10 protein-coding genes are annotated in these 14,353 nt (G+C 61.4%); 2 read left to right on the plus strand and 8 right to left on the minus strand.

The window, feature by feature from the left end; translation table 11 throughout:
- Window positions 1-14: 14 nt before the first annotated feature.
- Window positions 15-800 carry a phosphocholine cytidylyltransferase family protein gene (locus DN745_RS04505; RefSeq protein WP_111332552.1) on the minus strand — a complete coding sequence of 262 codons (786 nt, stop codon included), beginning with the start codon at window positions 798-800 and terminating at the stop codon, window positions 15-17.
- Window positions 801-941: 141 nt separating this feature from the next.
- Here DN745_RS04505 and DN745_RS04510 point away from each other — a divergent pair, with 141 nt between their 5' ends.
- Complete coding sequence (locus tag DN745_RS04510) at window positions 942-1,271, plus strand: hypothetical protein (protein WP_111332554.1); 330 nt, start codon at window positions 942-944, stop codon at window positions 1,269-1,271.
- A 182-nt stretch (window positions 1,272-1,453) separates the two neighbouring features.
- Here DN745_RS04510 and DN745_RS04515 read toward each other — a convergent pair whose 3' ends face one another.
- From DN745_RS04515 to arsC, 6 genes are all read right to left on the minus strand, one after another.
- Window positions 1,454-1,663, minus strand: coding sequence for a cold-shock protein (locus DN745_RS04515; protein ID WP_111332555.1), 210 nt, complete (start codon window positions 1,661-1,663; stop codon window positions 1,454-1,456).
- A 493-nt stretch (window positions 1,664-2,156) separates the two neighbouring features.
- Window positions 2,157-2,516 (minus strand): gamma-butyrobetaine hydroxylase family protein, encoded by a 360-nt coding sequence (locus DN745_RS04520; RefSeq protein ID WP_111332557.1) that lies wholly within the window; start codon window positions 2,514-2,516, stop codon window positions 2,157-2,159.
- Window positions 2,517-2,576: 60 nt separating this feature from the next.
- Complete coding sequence (locus DN745_RS04525) at window positions 2,577-5,105, minus strand: hypothetical protein (protein WP_133622114.1); 2,529 nt, start codon at window positions 5,103-5,105, stop codon at window positions 2,577-2,579.
- Window positions 5,106-5,335: 230 nt separating this feature from the next.
- Window positions 5,336-7,150 (minus strand): hypothetical protein, encoded by a 1,815-nt coding sequence (locus tag DN745_RS04530; RefSeq protein ID WP_111332560.1) that lies wholly within the window; start codon window positions 7,148-7,150, stop codon window positions 5,336-5,338.
- A gap of 309 nt (window positions 7,151-7,459) precedes the next feature.
- Entirely contained in the window at window positions 7,460-8,158 is a 699-nt protein-coding gene (locus DN745_RS04535; protein WP_111332562.1) for a DUF2270 domain-containing protein, read from the minus strand.
- A 654-nt stretch (window positions 8,159-8,812) separates the two neighbouring features.
- Window positions 8,813-9,169 (minus strand): arsenate reductase (glutaredoxin), encoded by a 357-nt coding sequence (gene arsC / locus DN745_RS04540; protein ID WP_111332563.1) that lies wholly within the window; start codon window positions 9,167-9,169, stop codon window positions 8,813-8,815.
- Between the two features lie 417 nt (window positions 9,170-9,586).
- Between arsC and DN745_RS04545 the strand changes: the two genes are divergently transcribed.
- Window positions 9,587-13,033 (plus strand): DEAD/DEAH box helicase, encoded by a 3,447-nt coding sequence (locus tag DN745_RS04545; RefSeq protein ID WP_111332565.1) that lies wholly within the window; start codon window positions 9,587-9,589, stop codon window positions 13,031-13,033.
- Window positions 13,034-13,063: 30 nt separating this feature from the next.
- Here the strand turns inward: DN745_RS04545 and DN745_RS04550 are convergent, their stop codons facing one another.
- Entirely contained in the window at window positions 13,064-14,248 is a 1,185-nt protein-coding gene (locus DN745_RS04550) for a hypothetical protein (protein WP_133622113.1), read from the minus strand.
- Window positions 14,249-14,353 lie beyond the last annotated feature (105 nt).

Raw genomic sequence — 14,353 nt, forward strand, 5'->3', positions numbered from 1 at the left:
TAGCCTGGGCCGCTCTAGTTGTTGGTGGGAGTCGAGTCTTCGGGGGTATCCTGCCAGCTCGCGTAGAGTTGGCGAGCGACTTCGAGGTCTTCGAGGGTGTCGATCTCGGTCCAGCTGCTGACCGGGATTTCGTGGGCGTAGAAGGGGTGCGCGTCGCCCATGATGTCGGCGAACATATCCTCATAATAGGAGTTCGCCCGCTCGTCCTCGCTCATCGCTTCAAGGCGCTCGCGAAGGACGTCATAGAAGTCCGCCGAGATAATCTGGACGCCCACGGATTCGCCTGCGCTCTTGGCTGGGTCGAGCCCCTTGCTCAGCGCGCTGACACGGTCATCCTCGCCGAGCTCGATCTTCATCTCTTCGGCGCCCATTTCTTCGGGGGAAATCATCGCGAGAATATTGCCGCGCGAGTCGGCGAGCAGATCCTTGAGCCAGCCGGATTTGCGCACCAGGATATCGCCATCGCAGAGGATAAACGGGCGCCCGGCGACCGCCGGCAGCGCGCCTAAAAGCGAGGCGGCGTTATTGGTCTCGGAGTAATTCGGGTTCGGGCAGAAGCTGACTTCCGGCAGGTTGGAGTGGCCGGCCACGCAGGAGCGAATCTTGGCCTCAAGATAGCCGGTGGCCAGCGCGACATGCTGGATGCCCTGCTCATGGAGTTGGCGCAGCAGACGAATCAGCAGCGGTACTCCGTTGATCTCGATCAGGCATTTGGGCTGCGTGTCGGTCAGCGGCCTGAGGCGGGCGCCGACGCCCGCGACTAATAGAATCGCATCGTGAATTTTTGCTTGCTCAGACATAATCGATCCTCGGGAAGAGAAATCCGCCAACAACGCACCTTCCTTAGCATATTAACGATTGAGATGGCAGCCCCTTGTATTGCCCGGAAAGCGCGCCTAAGTTGCTCGCTCGGGCGTGTGTATTTCCCTTTAACGAGCGCGATGATGCAGAATGATTTGAAGCAAAAACGACTCTTTTATGGCCGGCTAATCGTCAGCGTCAGTCTCTACTGCGCGTTTCTCATCAGCAGCGTGATGGAGACGTTGACCCGCACCACGGAGCCGCCGTCGCTCATCATCGGCGGGCTGCTGATCGGGGCGGTGTTGATCCTGCCGCGCAGCACGCGCCGCATGCAGCGCAGTGAGGGGGCGGGCGCCGACCCGACCTCGGCCGAGCAATTACAGCGCATCCATAAATGGCTGACCGGGGTGCGCTTAATCTACCTGCTGGGCGCCTTGATTGTCTGGGTCGTGTTGCCCGCGATTATCTAAACGCCCCGCGTCGTCTGGGGGGCGGCGAGTGCAGCCATGCGCTGCGCGCTTTGGGCATCGGGGCATTGATGACGGGCACGAAAAAGCCCCGAGCGCCTAAGGGCGGTCGGGGCTTTTTCTGTCACCGTAGACTTTCAGCGGACCAGCCGCCTAGGTCTTCGGTGCGCGATGCAATATATGGATCAGACCTGAACCACGTTTGCAGCCTTGGGGCCTTTCGGTCCCTGCTCGACGTCAAATTCGACGGCGGCGTCTTCGGCGATGGTTTTGAATCCGTCCTGAGCAAGGGCGTTGAAGTGCAAGAACACGTCCTCGCCTCCATCATTACGCTCGATGAAGCCGTAGCCTTTGTCTTCGTTGAACCACTTCACTTTACCTTGAATTTTCGACATGCTGTTCCTCTTCCACTGATGCTGCTGTACATTAATCCCCGGAGTTAGGCGCGAAGGCCTTGACCTCGGAGTGCAAATTTCAAATGTCCGAACCATCGGACATTCACTTCTCTTGGATACGCCAGTTCAAGTCCGAACCGACCAATCTCATTCATGCCAAGCCAAAACCAGGGAAGTGTTGCATTCCAAGAACTCTGGGCGCTGCGTGAAAAAACCGGAAAGCAGGTGCTATAATCGGGCTTTCTTCGAGATATGCAGAAGGGTTAGGGGATTTCAATCATCCGTTCAAAACCCTTCGACACGCCAAGCTCTAACAGGGGTGGGATGATAAAGCAAAGGCCAAAGGGCTTTGGGGCGAGAATAAATTTTGTGGGGCCGGAGCTGGGGAGAAAACGCCCATTGCAGGGCTTCCAGGGCGTTTTTCGGGTGTTTTGAGGCATGATTCGGGGCGATCCTCCCTCGAATAGGGAGGCCGCAAGCGCCGGTTTGGCGATTATTTTTCCCAGGGTTTTTTCGGATGGGGCTCGTAATTCTCGAGGATCTCCTCGGGATGATCGATGAGCTCGCGCAGATATTCGAAGGAGTACACGCCGGTATTGTGCCCATCGCCCCAGGCGATGCAGGCGGCGTAATTGCCGACCTGGGTGATGTCGCTGACGACGATCTGTCGGTGGAATCCGGGCGGGTTCCACTTCATCGGCCGACTGCCGTGCCCCTGGCAATGTGCGCAGGGGCAATAGCCGCGCAGCATCATCAAATCATAGTCGAAGGTCTTATCATCGCTGAATTTGATGCGCAGGATATCTTTATCCTGAATATAATTGAATTCGGTGGGGTGCGGATAATAACTCATCGCAAAATCCTCGTATCGAAAAGGGCGACCGGCGCGGGGGCGACGGGTCGCTCGGGTAGATTAGTCGAACTCGTAGACGCGCTCCGGGCCGTATTTTTCGACCAGGGCGTCGACGCGTTTGAGCATGGCGTCGCGTTGGCGCCAGAATAGTTGCAGGCGCCGGCGGGCGTTAAGGTTCGCGTTGGGGAAGAGAACCTCGTTGACGACCGCTGGGTCCAGCGCGCGAATCGCCGTGACCATGCTGTGGCTAAAGCGCGACGTCAACTCAAAACGCGGGGTCACCGTGATGCTCATGTCTTCGTCGGTGAACGCGGCGCCGTTATCGATGGAGATAAAGATGCCACTGCCGAATTGGTTATTTACGCCGTAATATTTTTCGGTGCTGCTGAAGCGGTCCCAATTCTGGGTGAGGAAATCAAAGACAAGCAGCGATGAGATCTGGCGCGCGATATCGCGGGTGCTCGCCTCGCCTTGGTCGGCGAGCAAGGTCGCGTGGAAGCGGCCTTCACCCAGGGTTTCGAAGGGAGCGAGCAACTCGGCATAGGGGATTTTGAGGTCATCGGGGTGAAAGCGAATATCGAGCAGGTCTTCGTAGACCTCGGTATATTCGATGGGCCACTCGACGAAATGCGGCACCCAATCCTCCAGGGTGCCGTACATATAATCGCGCACGACGCCGTCGGGGCCGGCCTCGCGGACCCAGTGAATCGCGTCGAATCGGTCGGTATAGCTCGCCCGCCAATCGCCCTTGCCGGCGGTATAATAGGCCTCGAAATGGGCGCGGCTGATGCGCGCGGCGCGGTTTCGGGGCGCTTCGAAATGACAGGGGACGACTTCGCAAAAATGGTAGGCCGCGAGCTCCCCGCGCCATCCCTGGCCCCACTCATCCTGCGCGGGCTTAAAGGATGACTTTCGATTGCCGGGGTGGGTGACCTTAAAGGAGATCGATCGCCCGCCGCCGAGGGGCGAAATCTTTTGGACCGGCTCGTTGACCGCGAGGGTGAGGGGCGCGGCATGCAGCGCCGGGTCCGCGGCAATCGCCTGGTTGAACGCCTCTTTAAGCTCGGGGCGCACGCCGTTGGCGAGCATCGCCTTGAGCACGACCTCGCGGGCCATCTTCGGGCGCTCGGCGGCGATGAGACCTTGCGAAAACTGAATCGCGCCGTGTGCGCGCGAGACCTCGGCGCGGGCGCGCGCCATCGCGATCTCGGCGCTCATATCGTCGGACTCGGTGGGCGCTGGAGTCGCGAGGGTGGGGCGCGTCTCGGGCGCGGGCTTCGACGCCGGGGCCGGTGGGGTGTTGTTATTGGCGCGCAGCAGGCCCGGCTGGAAGATCGCCAGGGCGAGCAACCCGAAGGCGATGCCGGTGAGGATGGCGATGAAGAGCCAGATCGGGCTGGGCATCCATGCGCGGGCTTGTCGCGCGGTGGGCGCAACCTCCTGGGGCGCTGCGGCTTTGGGCGCGGGCTGCTCGGGTGTGCGCGGTGCTTCGACTGTGCGCGCTGCTTCCAGTGCTTCGCGGGGCGGCGTCTCGGGCTCGCGCGCCCATTCGCCTGTGATGACCTGGGCGACCACCTCCTGGGTTTGCTGCAAGAGGATTTGGCGCACCTCGGGGTAGATTGGGTGGCGGCTCAGAGGAATCCAATGCCCCGACGCGGTGAGTAATTCGAGGGCATCCGCCCAGACACCGCTCTTGAGCATCATCGCGAGGCCGGGCTTGTCGACCGGGTCATAGCGCAGCGCTTCGACCCGCAGCTCCCATGGGCCTTCGTGGTCGCTCTCGGCGAACTCCTGTTGTGTTGCCGCTTTCAGTGGCGCAGGGGTCTCGGGCTTGGATTCCGATGCGGGTGCCGAGTTGGGTGCGGGAGCCGCGCTAGGTTCAACTTCGGTGTCCGCCCTTGGCGCAATGGTCGCGTCCGAGTGCGATTGCTCTTGCGCGTCCTGGGTAAGCGCGGCGGCCAAGTCTTCGGTGAGGATGGGGAGGTACTCATCCAGCGGGGCCGGCGCTTCCTCCTGCGTCTCGATCGTAGTCTCGCTTTGCGAGCGCTCTTCGGCCAATTTATGGCGAAGGCGCGCGCGCAATGAGTCGGCGGAGGAATCGGGCGAGGACGCGGGCGCTTCGTCGCGGCCGCTGGACTGAGCGGTCGGTCCGGCGGGTGGTCCCGGAGGCAGCGGGCTATCGAAGAGCGAACTCTCGCCAACATCTGTGATGTTTTTGAAGACGCGCCTGGGGCGCTCGGCGCTCGGCGCAACGGCGACCGATGGGGTCGACAGCACCGGGGCCGAGAAGTCGGTCAGCAGGCTCGACGTGACGCTCTTGGTGCGACTCTCCAGGGAGCGCGCGACGCCCGCGCGGTGCGTGGGCGTCGGCAGCTCGAAGAGCGTCGAAATCTCGGTGCGTTGCCAGCCAAAGCCCCCGCCTTCGGGGGTGTATGCGGGCGGAAACGGCGAGGACTTTGGTTGCTCGGGTGGCGCGCTGGCCTCGCCGGCTTCGGGATGGGTGAGGGGGGTGAAGTTCGGTCGAATCTCTGAGCGGGTTGGGGCGACGTCGTATGGGAGCGGGGCAGCCTGGCGTCGACCCGGTCGCACCACGATCCACGCGCGGCAATTGGGGCAGGGGAGCGAATCGGGCAGAGCGATGCCCTCAACCGGCCGAAGCCGAAAGCGCTGCCTACAAGTGGGACATGAAATTTCGATCGTTTGCTGCTCCTAGAACCAGGTCCTGGCGCGCAGCGTATCCCCCAAAGGCTGTTTTGTGAATTAAATCTTGCGCTAAAACCCGGGCGGTCTCGGTCGAGCTCGCCCGGGTTTTGGGAGAATCAGAGGCGGTCGTGGATATCGTCGTAGACCGAGCAGAAGGGCTCCCACAGGTGTTGGTTCTCGCGGTCTTCGAGCACGTCGGCCTGCGGGCAGGATTCACCGGCGCTCCACTCAACCCAGGCGTCGCCCTGGCCGACCGACTCGGCGTAGGCGCGGAATCGCTCGTAGCCGTCGCCGCCCTCATCGCGCGCCATAAAGACGGTCACGTCCTGGCAGGTGCCGCTCTCGGGGTCTTCCATATGATTGAGGTTATACTCCATGATCAGGTCGTACATCGCCGCGGTCGACGCGTTCCAGCAACAGGTCTTGGAGGCCGAGTAGACGAGCTCTGCGAAGACATAGTCTTCCAGTCTTCGGTAGCGACGGTCGATCTCTTCGGGCGTGATATTCATCTCGGCGCCCAGGTCATAGAGATCGCGGAAGGCGTCCTCGCGCCCGGTGCGCGCCGCGCAGCTCGACGGGTAGCTCTGAAGGTGTGCGCGCTTGGAGTTGATGACCTCGAGGACCACGTCCATCTTTGCTTCGGTGTCCAACTCGCTGAGGAGCTCCTCGAAGCGCGCGGGGCGCTCAGACAGCTCGCTATGGTTATTCGAGTTGATGAAGGATGCGCGGTCATTTGGCGGGACTACGTTGGTCCAGCGACCGTCGATATTGGTCGCCTGGCGCCAGCGCTTCAGCCCGCCACCGAAGGTTTCGTAGCCCGGGCCGCCGGTCTCATCCATCGTGAAATAGCGTTTGCTCGCCGGGGCGTCGTCCCATTTGGGCTGACGGCGCGGCATCGAGCCGCTGGCGAGCTCCGCTTCCAATTGCTTCATCTCCTGGCCGGCGACCTCCTGGGTGCCCAGGTCGCGGGTGCGCATCACCGCCAGGGCATGGCCGATGCCCCTGCGCTGCCAGCGCTCAAGCAGCATATCGCCGGCCTGCACGGCCTCGGGCGCCAGGTTAAAGGTGTTGACGGAGTCGGCCAGGTTGATGGAGCCGAAATAGGTCAACTGAAGGCGCATAAAATAGCCGACGCGCTTATTGAGATAGATCTCGTCGAAATAAGCGCCGGCGTGTTTGGTCTCGCCGTCGGCCGATTCGAGCATGGGCTGGGCGTCGTCGAAGGAGCCGGGGATGCTCAGGCCTGCGAGTTTGGGGTCGCTCGGCCATTCGATCTCACCGTCGCGATAGGCCTGCGCCTGGCTGCTATAGTCGGCGTAGCGGGTCTTGAATTTCGGCATGTTGCCCCAGCGTCCGTCCGCGGTGCGCAGGCCGAAGTGCCCGAAATAAAGGCGTTTTCCACCATCGGTGGCTTCCATAAAATAGGGCAGGCCGTACCAACTGGCGAAGGTGACGCGCAAAAAGATAAGGACCTCTGCGCATTCGAGCGCGGGCGCCGGCAGCGTCTTTCCCCAGGGCGTCGTGAGGGTAAACGTTTCGCCGTAACCAATGCTGTCGATGCGCTCAAAAGAGCTGATCCACGCGCGGTATTTTTCTTCCCAATCCAGGCCGCTGTTTTCGGGCCAGGCGATGCCTGCCTTGCGCGCCGCGGGGGTGTCGGTGTCGGTCCAGGCGTTGGTGACCTCCCAGACCGCGGTCGATGATTCATCGACCGAGACCGGAAGTCCGCGGCGACCGCTGGTCGAATCCAACTTGCCGGCGGGTTCGACCCAACCGGTATTTCCAAGCGTGGGTTTGCCGTTCTCATCGACCTCGCCGCCCTGTTCGAGCAGGTTGGGCTCCGACTGCGTCGCCTCGCCGCAGGCGGAGATGAGCAGGATTAGAATACTTAGGATCGCCAAAAGCGGCAGATATTTGGTTCGGTTTTGCATCGTCGAAGACGCCTTTTGAGAATCACTGGGATTAGGTTTCATGATATAATTTTCGCACACTATAGTATGAACGATCACAAATCCAACGATTGGGCCGGAAGGCGAGCTAGTACACAGTTCGGGAGGTTTTGAAAAGAGGTGTTTTTTGCGGAATTCTCTTGTTTTGCGTCGGGTTATGGCGTTTCGCGTAGGTTTTTAGCGGGGAAACGCGCATGGCGTCGAATCAGCGGCGATAGAATTTTCCGCCGAGTCGGTGCTCTGGCTGATCGTTTGGGGCCGACAGAAGGACATCGGGAGTTGGAAAACCTGTTATTCGGCGCTTCCGCCTTCTTGTCGCTTCTTGAACCAGTTGTGAGGGAGGGCGCGTTGAAGTGGTGAGGGGCGGAGCGTCCAGTCGACCAGGCTGTCAGAGGGGGCTGAGATCGCCAGCGCCAGCGCGGAAAATAGAAGCATCATCACGCCGGAGAAGATGATGGGCCCGCTGAACGGGCCAGCCTGCGCGCGCGCGATGGCTTCGAGGAATGAGCCGGGCGCTTCGGGGTGGATATGAAGTTTGACCAGCCAGGAGCCGACCGTGAAGAGCAAGATATAGAAATAATTTCGCCGAATGCGAAACCCAACCGCATTGAGCAGGCTGATGCGCGGCGTGCTATCGCCGAGGTGGTCTGCGAGTTCGGTCAGGTTCGCGTCGATGGCCTCATTATTCTCGCATTGATGCCCCGAGAGCGCTTCGGCAAATACATATTGCTGGAGAACGCGCACCCGGTGATGCCACATATTATAGACCTGGTAGCGCCGCGACTCCATAATGAGAAAGAACACGTCAATAAAGAGCACCGTCAGCAGCACAAAATGAGGGGTTTGCGGGTTGCTCAGCGAGAACGAGAGGACGGCGGCGTTGGTGACGATCGCCCAGTTGGTGGTGATGTCGAGGCGTTGACGCCAGACGTCGGCGTGCGCGCTGGAGGCACGGTAGAAGTGGATAACGGCGGTGGACGGTTCCGACATATCTAGGCTTGGTTTAGGAGCAAGCTATCGACTTGCATGAACACGATTCAGCTTCCCTTCAATCTAGGCGCGCCCATACTTTTTCGAAGAGGGCGAATAGGGGGAGTGAAAGAAATAGCGCCCTGGCAGGTCCTCCGGGCGCGGTCATCGAGAAATTTGGCAACAAATAACGATAAGTTGCCGAAAACTATCGGGAGGGGACCAAGGGTGCGTCCCGGAACATAACCTGCGCAGGGAGATGGCGATGCAACCGATTAATCGGCAGAGCGAGCAACCTCAGTTTCGGGACCTCAGCGCGCCCCATGAAGAGGCGTCCTTTGAGGATAGGTCGCGGGTGCGGGCCGCCATGGAGCGATTCGACTGGCTGCACGATGGGTTGCGCGATCAGGTACACGCGGCCGACGCCGCGGCGCTTGGGGAGGTCCTAAAGGATGACAACGCGCGCACCTCAAGTCAGGAGCGCGCGTTGACCCTGCTGGCCTTGCTGGGCAGCGCCCGGGCGGAGGCGCTGCTGGAGTGGTTCGACCCGCGCCAGGCGCATTGGCGCGTTCGGCTGCTTCATCGCATCGCGCGGCGCGAATGCGCCAGGCGGCGGGCCCGGCGAAGTCTTAATTGCGCGCAGGATTCGACGAATGACACGAGCGCCGAGGTGGCTTACGCCGTTTCGAATAGGGCGAGCACCGCCTCGGGCGGGCGTCCCAGGGCGGCTTTCTCGCCGGCGAGAACGACCGGGCGCTCGATGAGTGATGGGTGCTCACACATCGCCTCGATGAGGTCTTCGCGGTTGAGCGTGTCGTCGTCGAGATTAAGCAATGTATAGGCGTCCTCGCCGCGGCGCATCAACTCGCGCGGCTCCATGCCGAGTTGGGCGAGCACACGCGTTAGTTGGGCCGGCGTCGGCGGGTCTTCCCGGTATTTTCGCACGGTCAACGCAAGTCCGCGTTCCTGGAGTAATTCGAGGGTTTTTCGCGATTTGCTGCAGCGTGGGTAATGCCAGATTTCAATGTGCATTTGCGTTCCTTTGATAGAAAATTTGGAGCCTTCCAGGCGCGTTTGCTGACGGGTCGTTGGAAGCATCAGAAAAACTTAAGCCGATATTGGCTCACAAAGAATAAGCAATAGATCGCGATGGTCAATTCACAGCGGTGGCCAATGGCAAAGAAGTTGCGAGCCCGGCGCGTCAGGCGCCGATATTTGGAATATATTTCATCTTTGGGGTTGTCATCGTCTTCGTCGCTATCATATTAGCGGGGAGCTGGTGATAGGCGTCGGGCACGACGGCCTGCCGGCAATCCGAAAAATAGCATGGTTGGTTTGTGAAGCGATGGCAGTTGTGCGACACGAGGGGCGTCGCCTAACTGCCGCGATGACGTCATGGCCAGCCAGTGGCCGTGATGGATAATTTTACCTTTTAGCCTCGTAATATATATGACTGTGATTCCTGTTGGCGCGTTGATTCGAAATCGAAAAGCACCCGAGCTTGGCTCGGGGCGCATCCTCAGCGAATTGGAGGGAGGCTTCGCCCGCGTTATTTTCGAGAACTCGGAAGACGTCCAAGACGTGCGCCTGGCGCATACTGACATCGTGCGCCAGCCGCTGATTCCCGGCACGCGGGTTCGGGTGCAGAAGGGCGCGCGCGCCAGCGAGGCCGAGATTACCCGGGTGAAGTGGCCGGAGACGCCGCGAGACCTGTGCAGCTATGTGGTGCGCCAGCACGGGCTGGAAGAGGAGTTGCTTGAGTCGCAGGTGGCCCCGCTGGCCCCGGCGACCTCTTCGCCGGTCGACGCCCTCGGCGCGCTGCATTGGCGCGGGCCGTTTCGATTCTTTTCGCGCTGGGATATGCACCGCATGGTGTCGGGTTGGTACGAGGATTCCGAGGGGCTTCCCAGCACCATCGGCGCGCGTATTCAGCCGGCCTTGCACCACGCACACGCGGTACGCCGAGTCCTGTGGGACGGCACCTGCCGCTATTTTCTGGCCGACGAAGATGTCCAGGCGCGCCTCTTTGAGGCGGCCATGGTCTATCAGCGCATGTGCGCGGCCGACGGCGCGCTGCGCGTGTTGGTGATCGCCCCGGGACGCCGCACGCATCGCTGGCAAAGTGAGCTGGAGCTACGATTCGGCAACCGCGATTTTGTGCGCATCGACGCCTCGCATCTTGACCTGAACCCACAGGACCGCTGGGGCGCGATTAGCCAGAATCAGCGCCTTATCATGTCGATGACTTGCTTCCAGCAATATCCGGAGCTGCTGGGCGAGCTGGTCCTCGGCGATATCTGGGATCTTGTGATCATCGACGATATCCATCGTTTACGCGCGCAGGACCCGATTACCCAATGCCTCAGAGAATATAGCGCGAATATGACGAACCTCCTGTTGCTCGGCGCCTTGCCCGAGCAGGCTGATGCGCGCGCCTGGGAGCCGATTCTGTCGATTCTTCACGGGGAGTCGGTCGATGGGGATGTCGAAGATCCGCAGGCGCGCATCGACGCGTTGAGTGAGGTTTGGAGCGCCACCCTGCGGGCCCGCGATCTTCTGCGCGCCTCGGAGGACGAGGACGCGCTGGACGAGGCCCAGGCTTCGGAGGTCGCCGATGCGCTCGTCGCGCTGCTCGGCGACGATGAGTTCGTGGTTGAGAAAGCCGACGAGGTTCGCGACGCCGACCTCGACGCGCTCGGGCAGTTGGTTGGCTATCTGCAGCGCAATTATCGCCTCGAGCCCCGCGTGGTGCGCACGCGGCGCGAGCACCTCGAGAGCCAGGACGTCTTCTGGAGCGAACGCAGCGTCGAGACCCTCAACTATACCCCTGATTCGAGCGAGCAGGCGCTGGTCGAGCATCTGCAATCGCTGCCGCCGGCGAGCCCCTTGGACCCGCTTCAAATGGCCCTTCGCGGGTATTATTATCAGGCCGCCGCGGGCTCGCCGGATCGCTTCTTTAGCATGCTCGAGGCGCGCCTCGACGCCCTCGACACCACCGCCGGCAAGGCCCATCAGGACCTGGCCATCTTCGATATCCTCGATATGGATTTGGGCCCGCGTGAGGAGCGACTTTTCCGCGAAAAGGTCATCGCGGGAGCCGGCGCGCTGCCCGAAGAGATTGTCTGGATCGTCGACGCGATGAGCCTGGTGGGGCAATGGCACGCGGATTCGGCCAGCGGGTGCGCGCGCTTTCAAGCCGCCGCAGGTTGGATGGAGGCACGCCTGGCCGAAGGAAGTTCGGCCGACTCCCCGTCAGATGATGACGAGGCGGAGGAGCAGAAACAGCGCGTATCTCCCAAGATGGTCGTCTATTGTGCCTCGGCCGAGATGGTCCGCGATGCCTGCGAGTTCTTCCGAAATCAATTCGGCGAAGCCCGCGTTGAGATGATTCACAGCGGCATGGCCAATGACGTCCAGAATGAGGCCGTGGAGTGCTTCGGCTACGACCGCGATTGTCGCGTCCTCGTTTGCGAGGAGACTGGCGCGCAGGGCCGTGACATCTCGGTTGCAGATGTCATCATTCATCTCACCCAGCCCTGGTCTGCGACCCGGGTCGAGCGCCGTATTTCACAGGTCGATACGGTCGGACGTGCGCAGGAATCGCCGATTCAATCGGTTGTCCTCGTCGGCCCTTCGCGTCACGAACAACTCTTACACCAACTTTATGCAGAGGACCTGGAGCTCTATAGTACGGCCTCGTTGGCGCATGAATATACGATCGCTGATGTTGACCTGCGACTCGGCCGCGCCGCATCCGGCGGACCCGAAGAACTCGAAGAGGTGATCGAGCTTCTCCGCGAGAGCCTGCTTCAAACGCTTTCGTCCGATGAGGTGGCCCCGGCGACCGCCGCCTACCAGGCGATCTTTGACCCCAGCGACCGACTCCTCGAAGAGGATGCTGAGTTTTGCGAACTGCTTGAATTTGTTGACGGAATCGCCGATTCGCTGCCGGTGCGCCACTGGGCCCGTATGCTCGGGATTCAGGACCATTCCGGCGGGCCGGGCGCGTTCGATTTTAAATGGCATTGGGCCAACGTTCGACGTGCGCTGGCAGGGTATCCGGTCGGCCCCGAAGACGTCGATATCCTCTTGCCCGAGGAGCAGGTCGGGATGCACACCGGCACATTTAGCCGAAAGCGGGCGCTTCGCAGCGAGGGGCTGGAGTTCTTTGGCCCGGGCCATCAATTCGTGGACGCGCTGGTCGAAGACGCGATGGTCGGCAACGCGCTGCCCGCTCCGGGGTTCGTCAGCGGCATGGAGTTATACGACGCCCAAGAGCATCAGGACGGGCGAAGCACCGTCTTCGCGCGTCGTCTGGGGCCCGAGAACCGCGGCAAGACGTTCCTGAATATCGTCTTCGCGGCGCGCCTGGACCGAAGCGCATGGGAAGGGCTCGATATGCCGCAGGGGCTTATTAACCGGGCGTATCGACACCTCTGGCCCGAGGCGCTCTCGGTGTCGGTCGAGATCGATCTCAAGGGGCGTCGCCAGCCGAAATTGGTCCAAGACCGCGCGCTGCTTCAGCGCATTGAGGGCAATTATCAGGGCCCCGAGGCCGACCAGAAGATCGAATACGAACTCTTTATCCAGGCCATCGAAGATGTCGCGCGCTTTCGCGAGACTCTCAATAGCGCCGTGTTGCTCGCCTCGACCAACCTCGCGGCGGAACGCGAGGGCCTGGTCGACGGGGCCGTGGCCGAGCTTGGCGATGACATCGCCGAAGAGATGGCCTTCTTGCGCACGCAGGTCGCGCGCAGCGACGACCCCGACAATTGCGAGGCGGCGTTGCAAATCGAGCTCTACGAGCGTCTGCTCGAGAGCGTTCGTCTGGAGAAGCTCGATATCGACGCGATTGCGGTTATCGTCGCCGGCTCGCCGCAGATTTTGAGAGACTAGTCTTAACCGTTCGCCGAGATATGGGGCCCCTCAGGGCTTCATATCTCGGTAGGCATCGGGCGCGTAGTGGTGAATCGCCACGCCGATGAGCCGCGCAGAGGCCTGCTCGACCAGGAGGGTGTCGAGCGTCTGGTGCATGATTTGATAACCCTCCTGATAAAATGAAGTCGGGTCCGGCGCGATAGACTCCGGGCCGGTTTCAACCCCGATGAGCACCGGCACCTGGCTCCAGAGCGCCAGATTTTGCCTCACCCCACCCACGATTTGCTCGCCATCGTGCGCCCCATCGACGAACATGGGTTGGCCGCGCTGATTTTTGCGTGTGTCGAAATAATTGAGCACAACAAGATAGTCGAGAGGACCATCTGCGCGGTTCAGGAACTTGCGCATCGGCTGATTATACCGCGCGAAGTCGCTGCCGATATCGCTCGAGAGCGTAAGGCGCTGGCCTGTCTGAGCCTGGTAATCGTCCAGGATTTGGCGGCAGGAGGTCAGGATTTCTTTCCAGCGCTGCGTCCATTCGGCGTTATAGCCGCGGGGCAGGCGATGTTGCCACCATTGTCCGGCCCAGGGGCCGCGGGTAATTGTGTGAGGCTCAATATCGAGGTGTACCCCGGCGAAGCGCGCCTTCGGGTCTTCGCTGGCCAAATTGAAGGCGACCGTCTCGCGACAGCGTTGAACGGGGATCTGCGCGAGCTCATCGCTCGCCAGCCAGATCGCCTGGCCCGCCAGCAACTCCGTGGCGACGCCCTGCGCGCTCAGTCGGCCAAGAAGGCGCTGCAGGTGCGGGCGCGCGTCCTCGCCGACCAGCGGATTGTATTGAACGGGTTGCGCTGCTTTGAGCGGGTCACCGGGCGCGTGGCCCTGCGCCGCGAAGAAGAGTCGGTTTATATTGCGCTTCGGCGCTCCGTGGGGCGCCGCGAGGAAGTCGAGCAACGCATCCTGCGCGCCCTCCCGGTTCTCAATGATCGCCTGGCTGCTGGGCGTTTCGTCCCATAGCCACAGCGCGCGGGTCTCCCGCTGGGTTAGGAATGCAGGGGCCGACAGCGCCGTCGGAGGCGCCGCGTTCAGGGATGTGGCGTTGAGCGGGGACGATATTTGGCCGCGATCCGCGCAATAGATGCAAAACATCGCGACCGGCAGATAGAGCGCCAGGCATCCGAACATGCCCAGCCGGCGCGCGGGCGCGCCGTCTTCGGAGGGATTCTCAAGCATTTGGTCCACCCATTTCGTTGAATAATTTTCGAACGCGCGCACGCGTATAATAGCCGGCGAGGGGAAATCTAAACGCCGGATCAACGCGATGGGAGGGCGGGGGGC

It is taken from the genome of Bradymonas sediminis, assembly GCF_003258315.1.
Classification (GTDB): domain Bacteria; phylum Myxococcota_A; class Bradymonadia; order Bradymonadales; family Bradymonadaceae; genus Bradymonas; species Bradymonas sediminis.

What these genes read in the sequence shown, in the direction of transcription:
- DN745_RS04520 (WP_111332557.1), bottom strand. Translation starts at nt 2,516, where the DNA reads ATGAGTTATTATCCGCACCCCACCGAATTCAATTATATTCAGGATAAA.
- DN745_RS04515 (WP_111332555.1), bottom strand. Translation starts at nt 1,663, where the DNA reads ATGTCGAAAATTCAAGGTAAAGTGAAGTGGTTCAACGAAGACAAAGGC.
- DN745_RS04505 (WP_111332552.1), bottom strand. Translation starts at nt 800, where the DNA reads ATGTCTGAGCAAGCAAAAATTCACGATGCGATTCTATTAGTCGCGGGC.
- DN745_RS04530 (WP_111332560.1), bottom strand. Translation starts at nt 7,150, where the DNA reads ATGCAAAACCGAACCAAATATCTGCCGCTTTTGGCGATCCTAAGTATT.
- arsC (WP_111332563.1), bottom strand. Translation starts at nt 9,169, where the DNA reads ATGCACATTGAAATCTGGCATTACCCACGCTGCAGCAAATCGCGAAAA.
- DN745_RS04545 (WP_111332565.1), top strand. Translation starts at nt 9,587, where the DNA reads ATGACTGTGATTCCTGTTGGCGCGTTGATTCGAAATCGAAAAGCACCC.
- DN745_RS04510 (WP_111332554.1), top strand. Translation starts at nt 942, where the DNA reads ATGATGCAGAATGATTTGAAGCAAAAACGACTCTTTTATGGCCGGCTA.
- DN745_RS04535 (WP_111332562.1), bottom strand. Translation starts at nt 8,158, where the DNA reads ATGTCGGAACCGTCCACCGCCGTTATCCACTTCTACCGTGCCTCCAGC.
- DN745_RS04550 (WP_133622113.1), bottom strand. Translation starts at nt 14,248, where the DNA reads ATGCTTGAGAATCCCTCCGAAGACGGCGCGCCCGCGCGCCGGCTGGGC.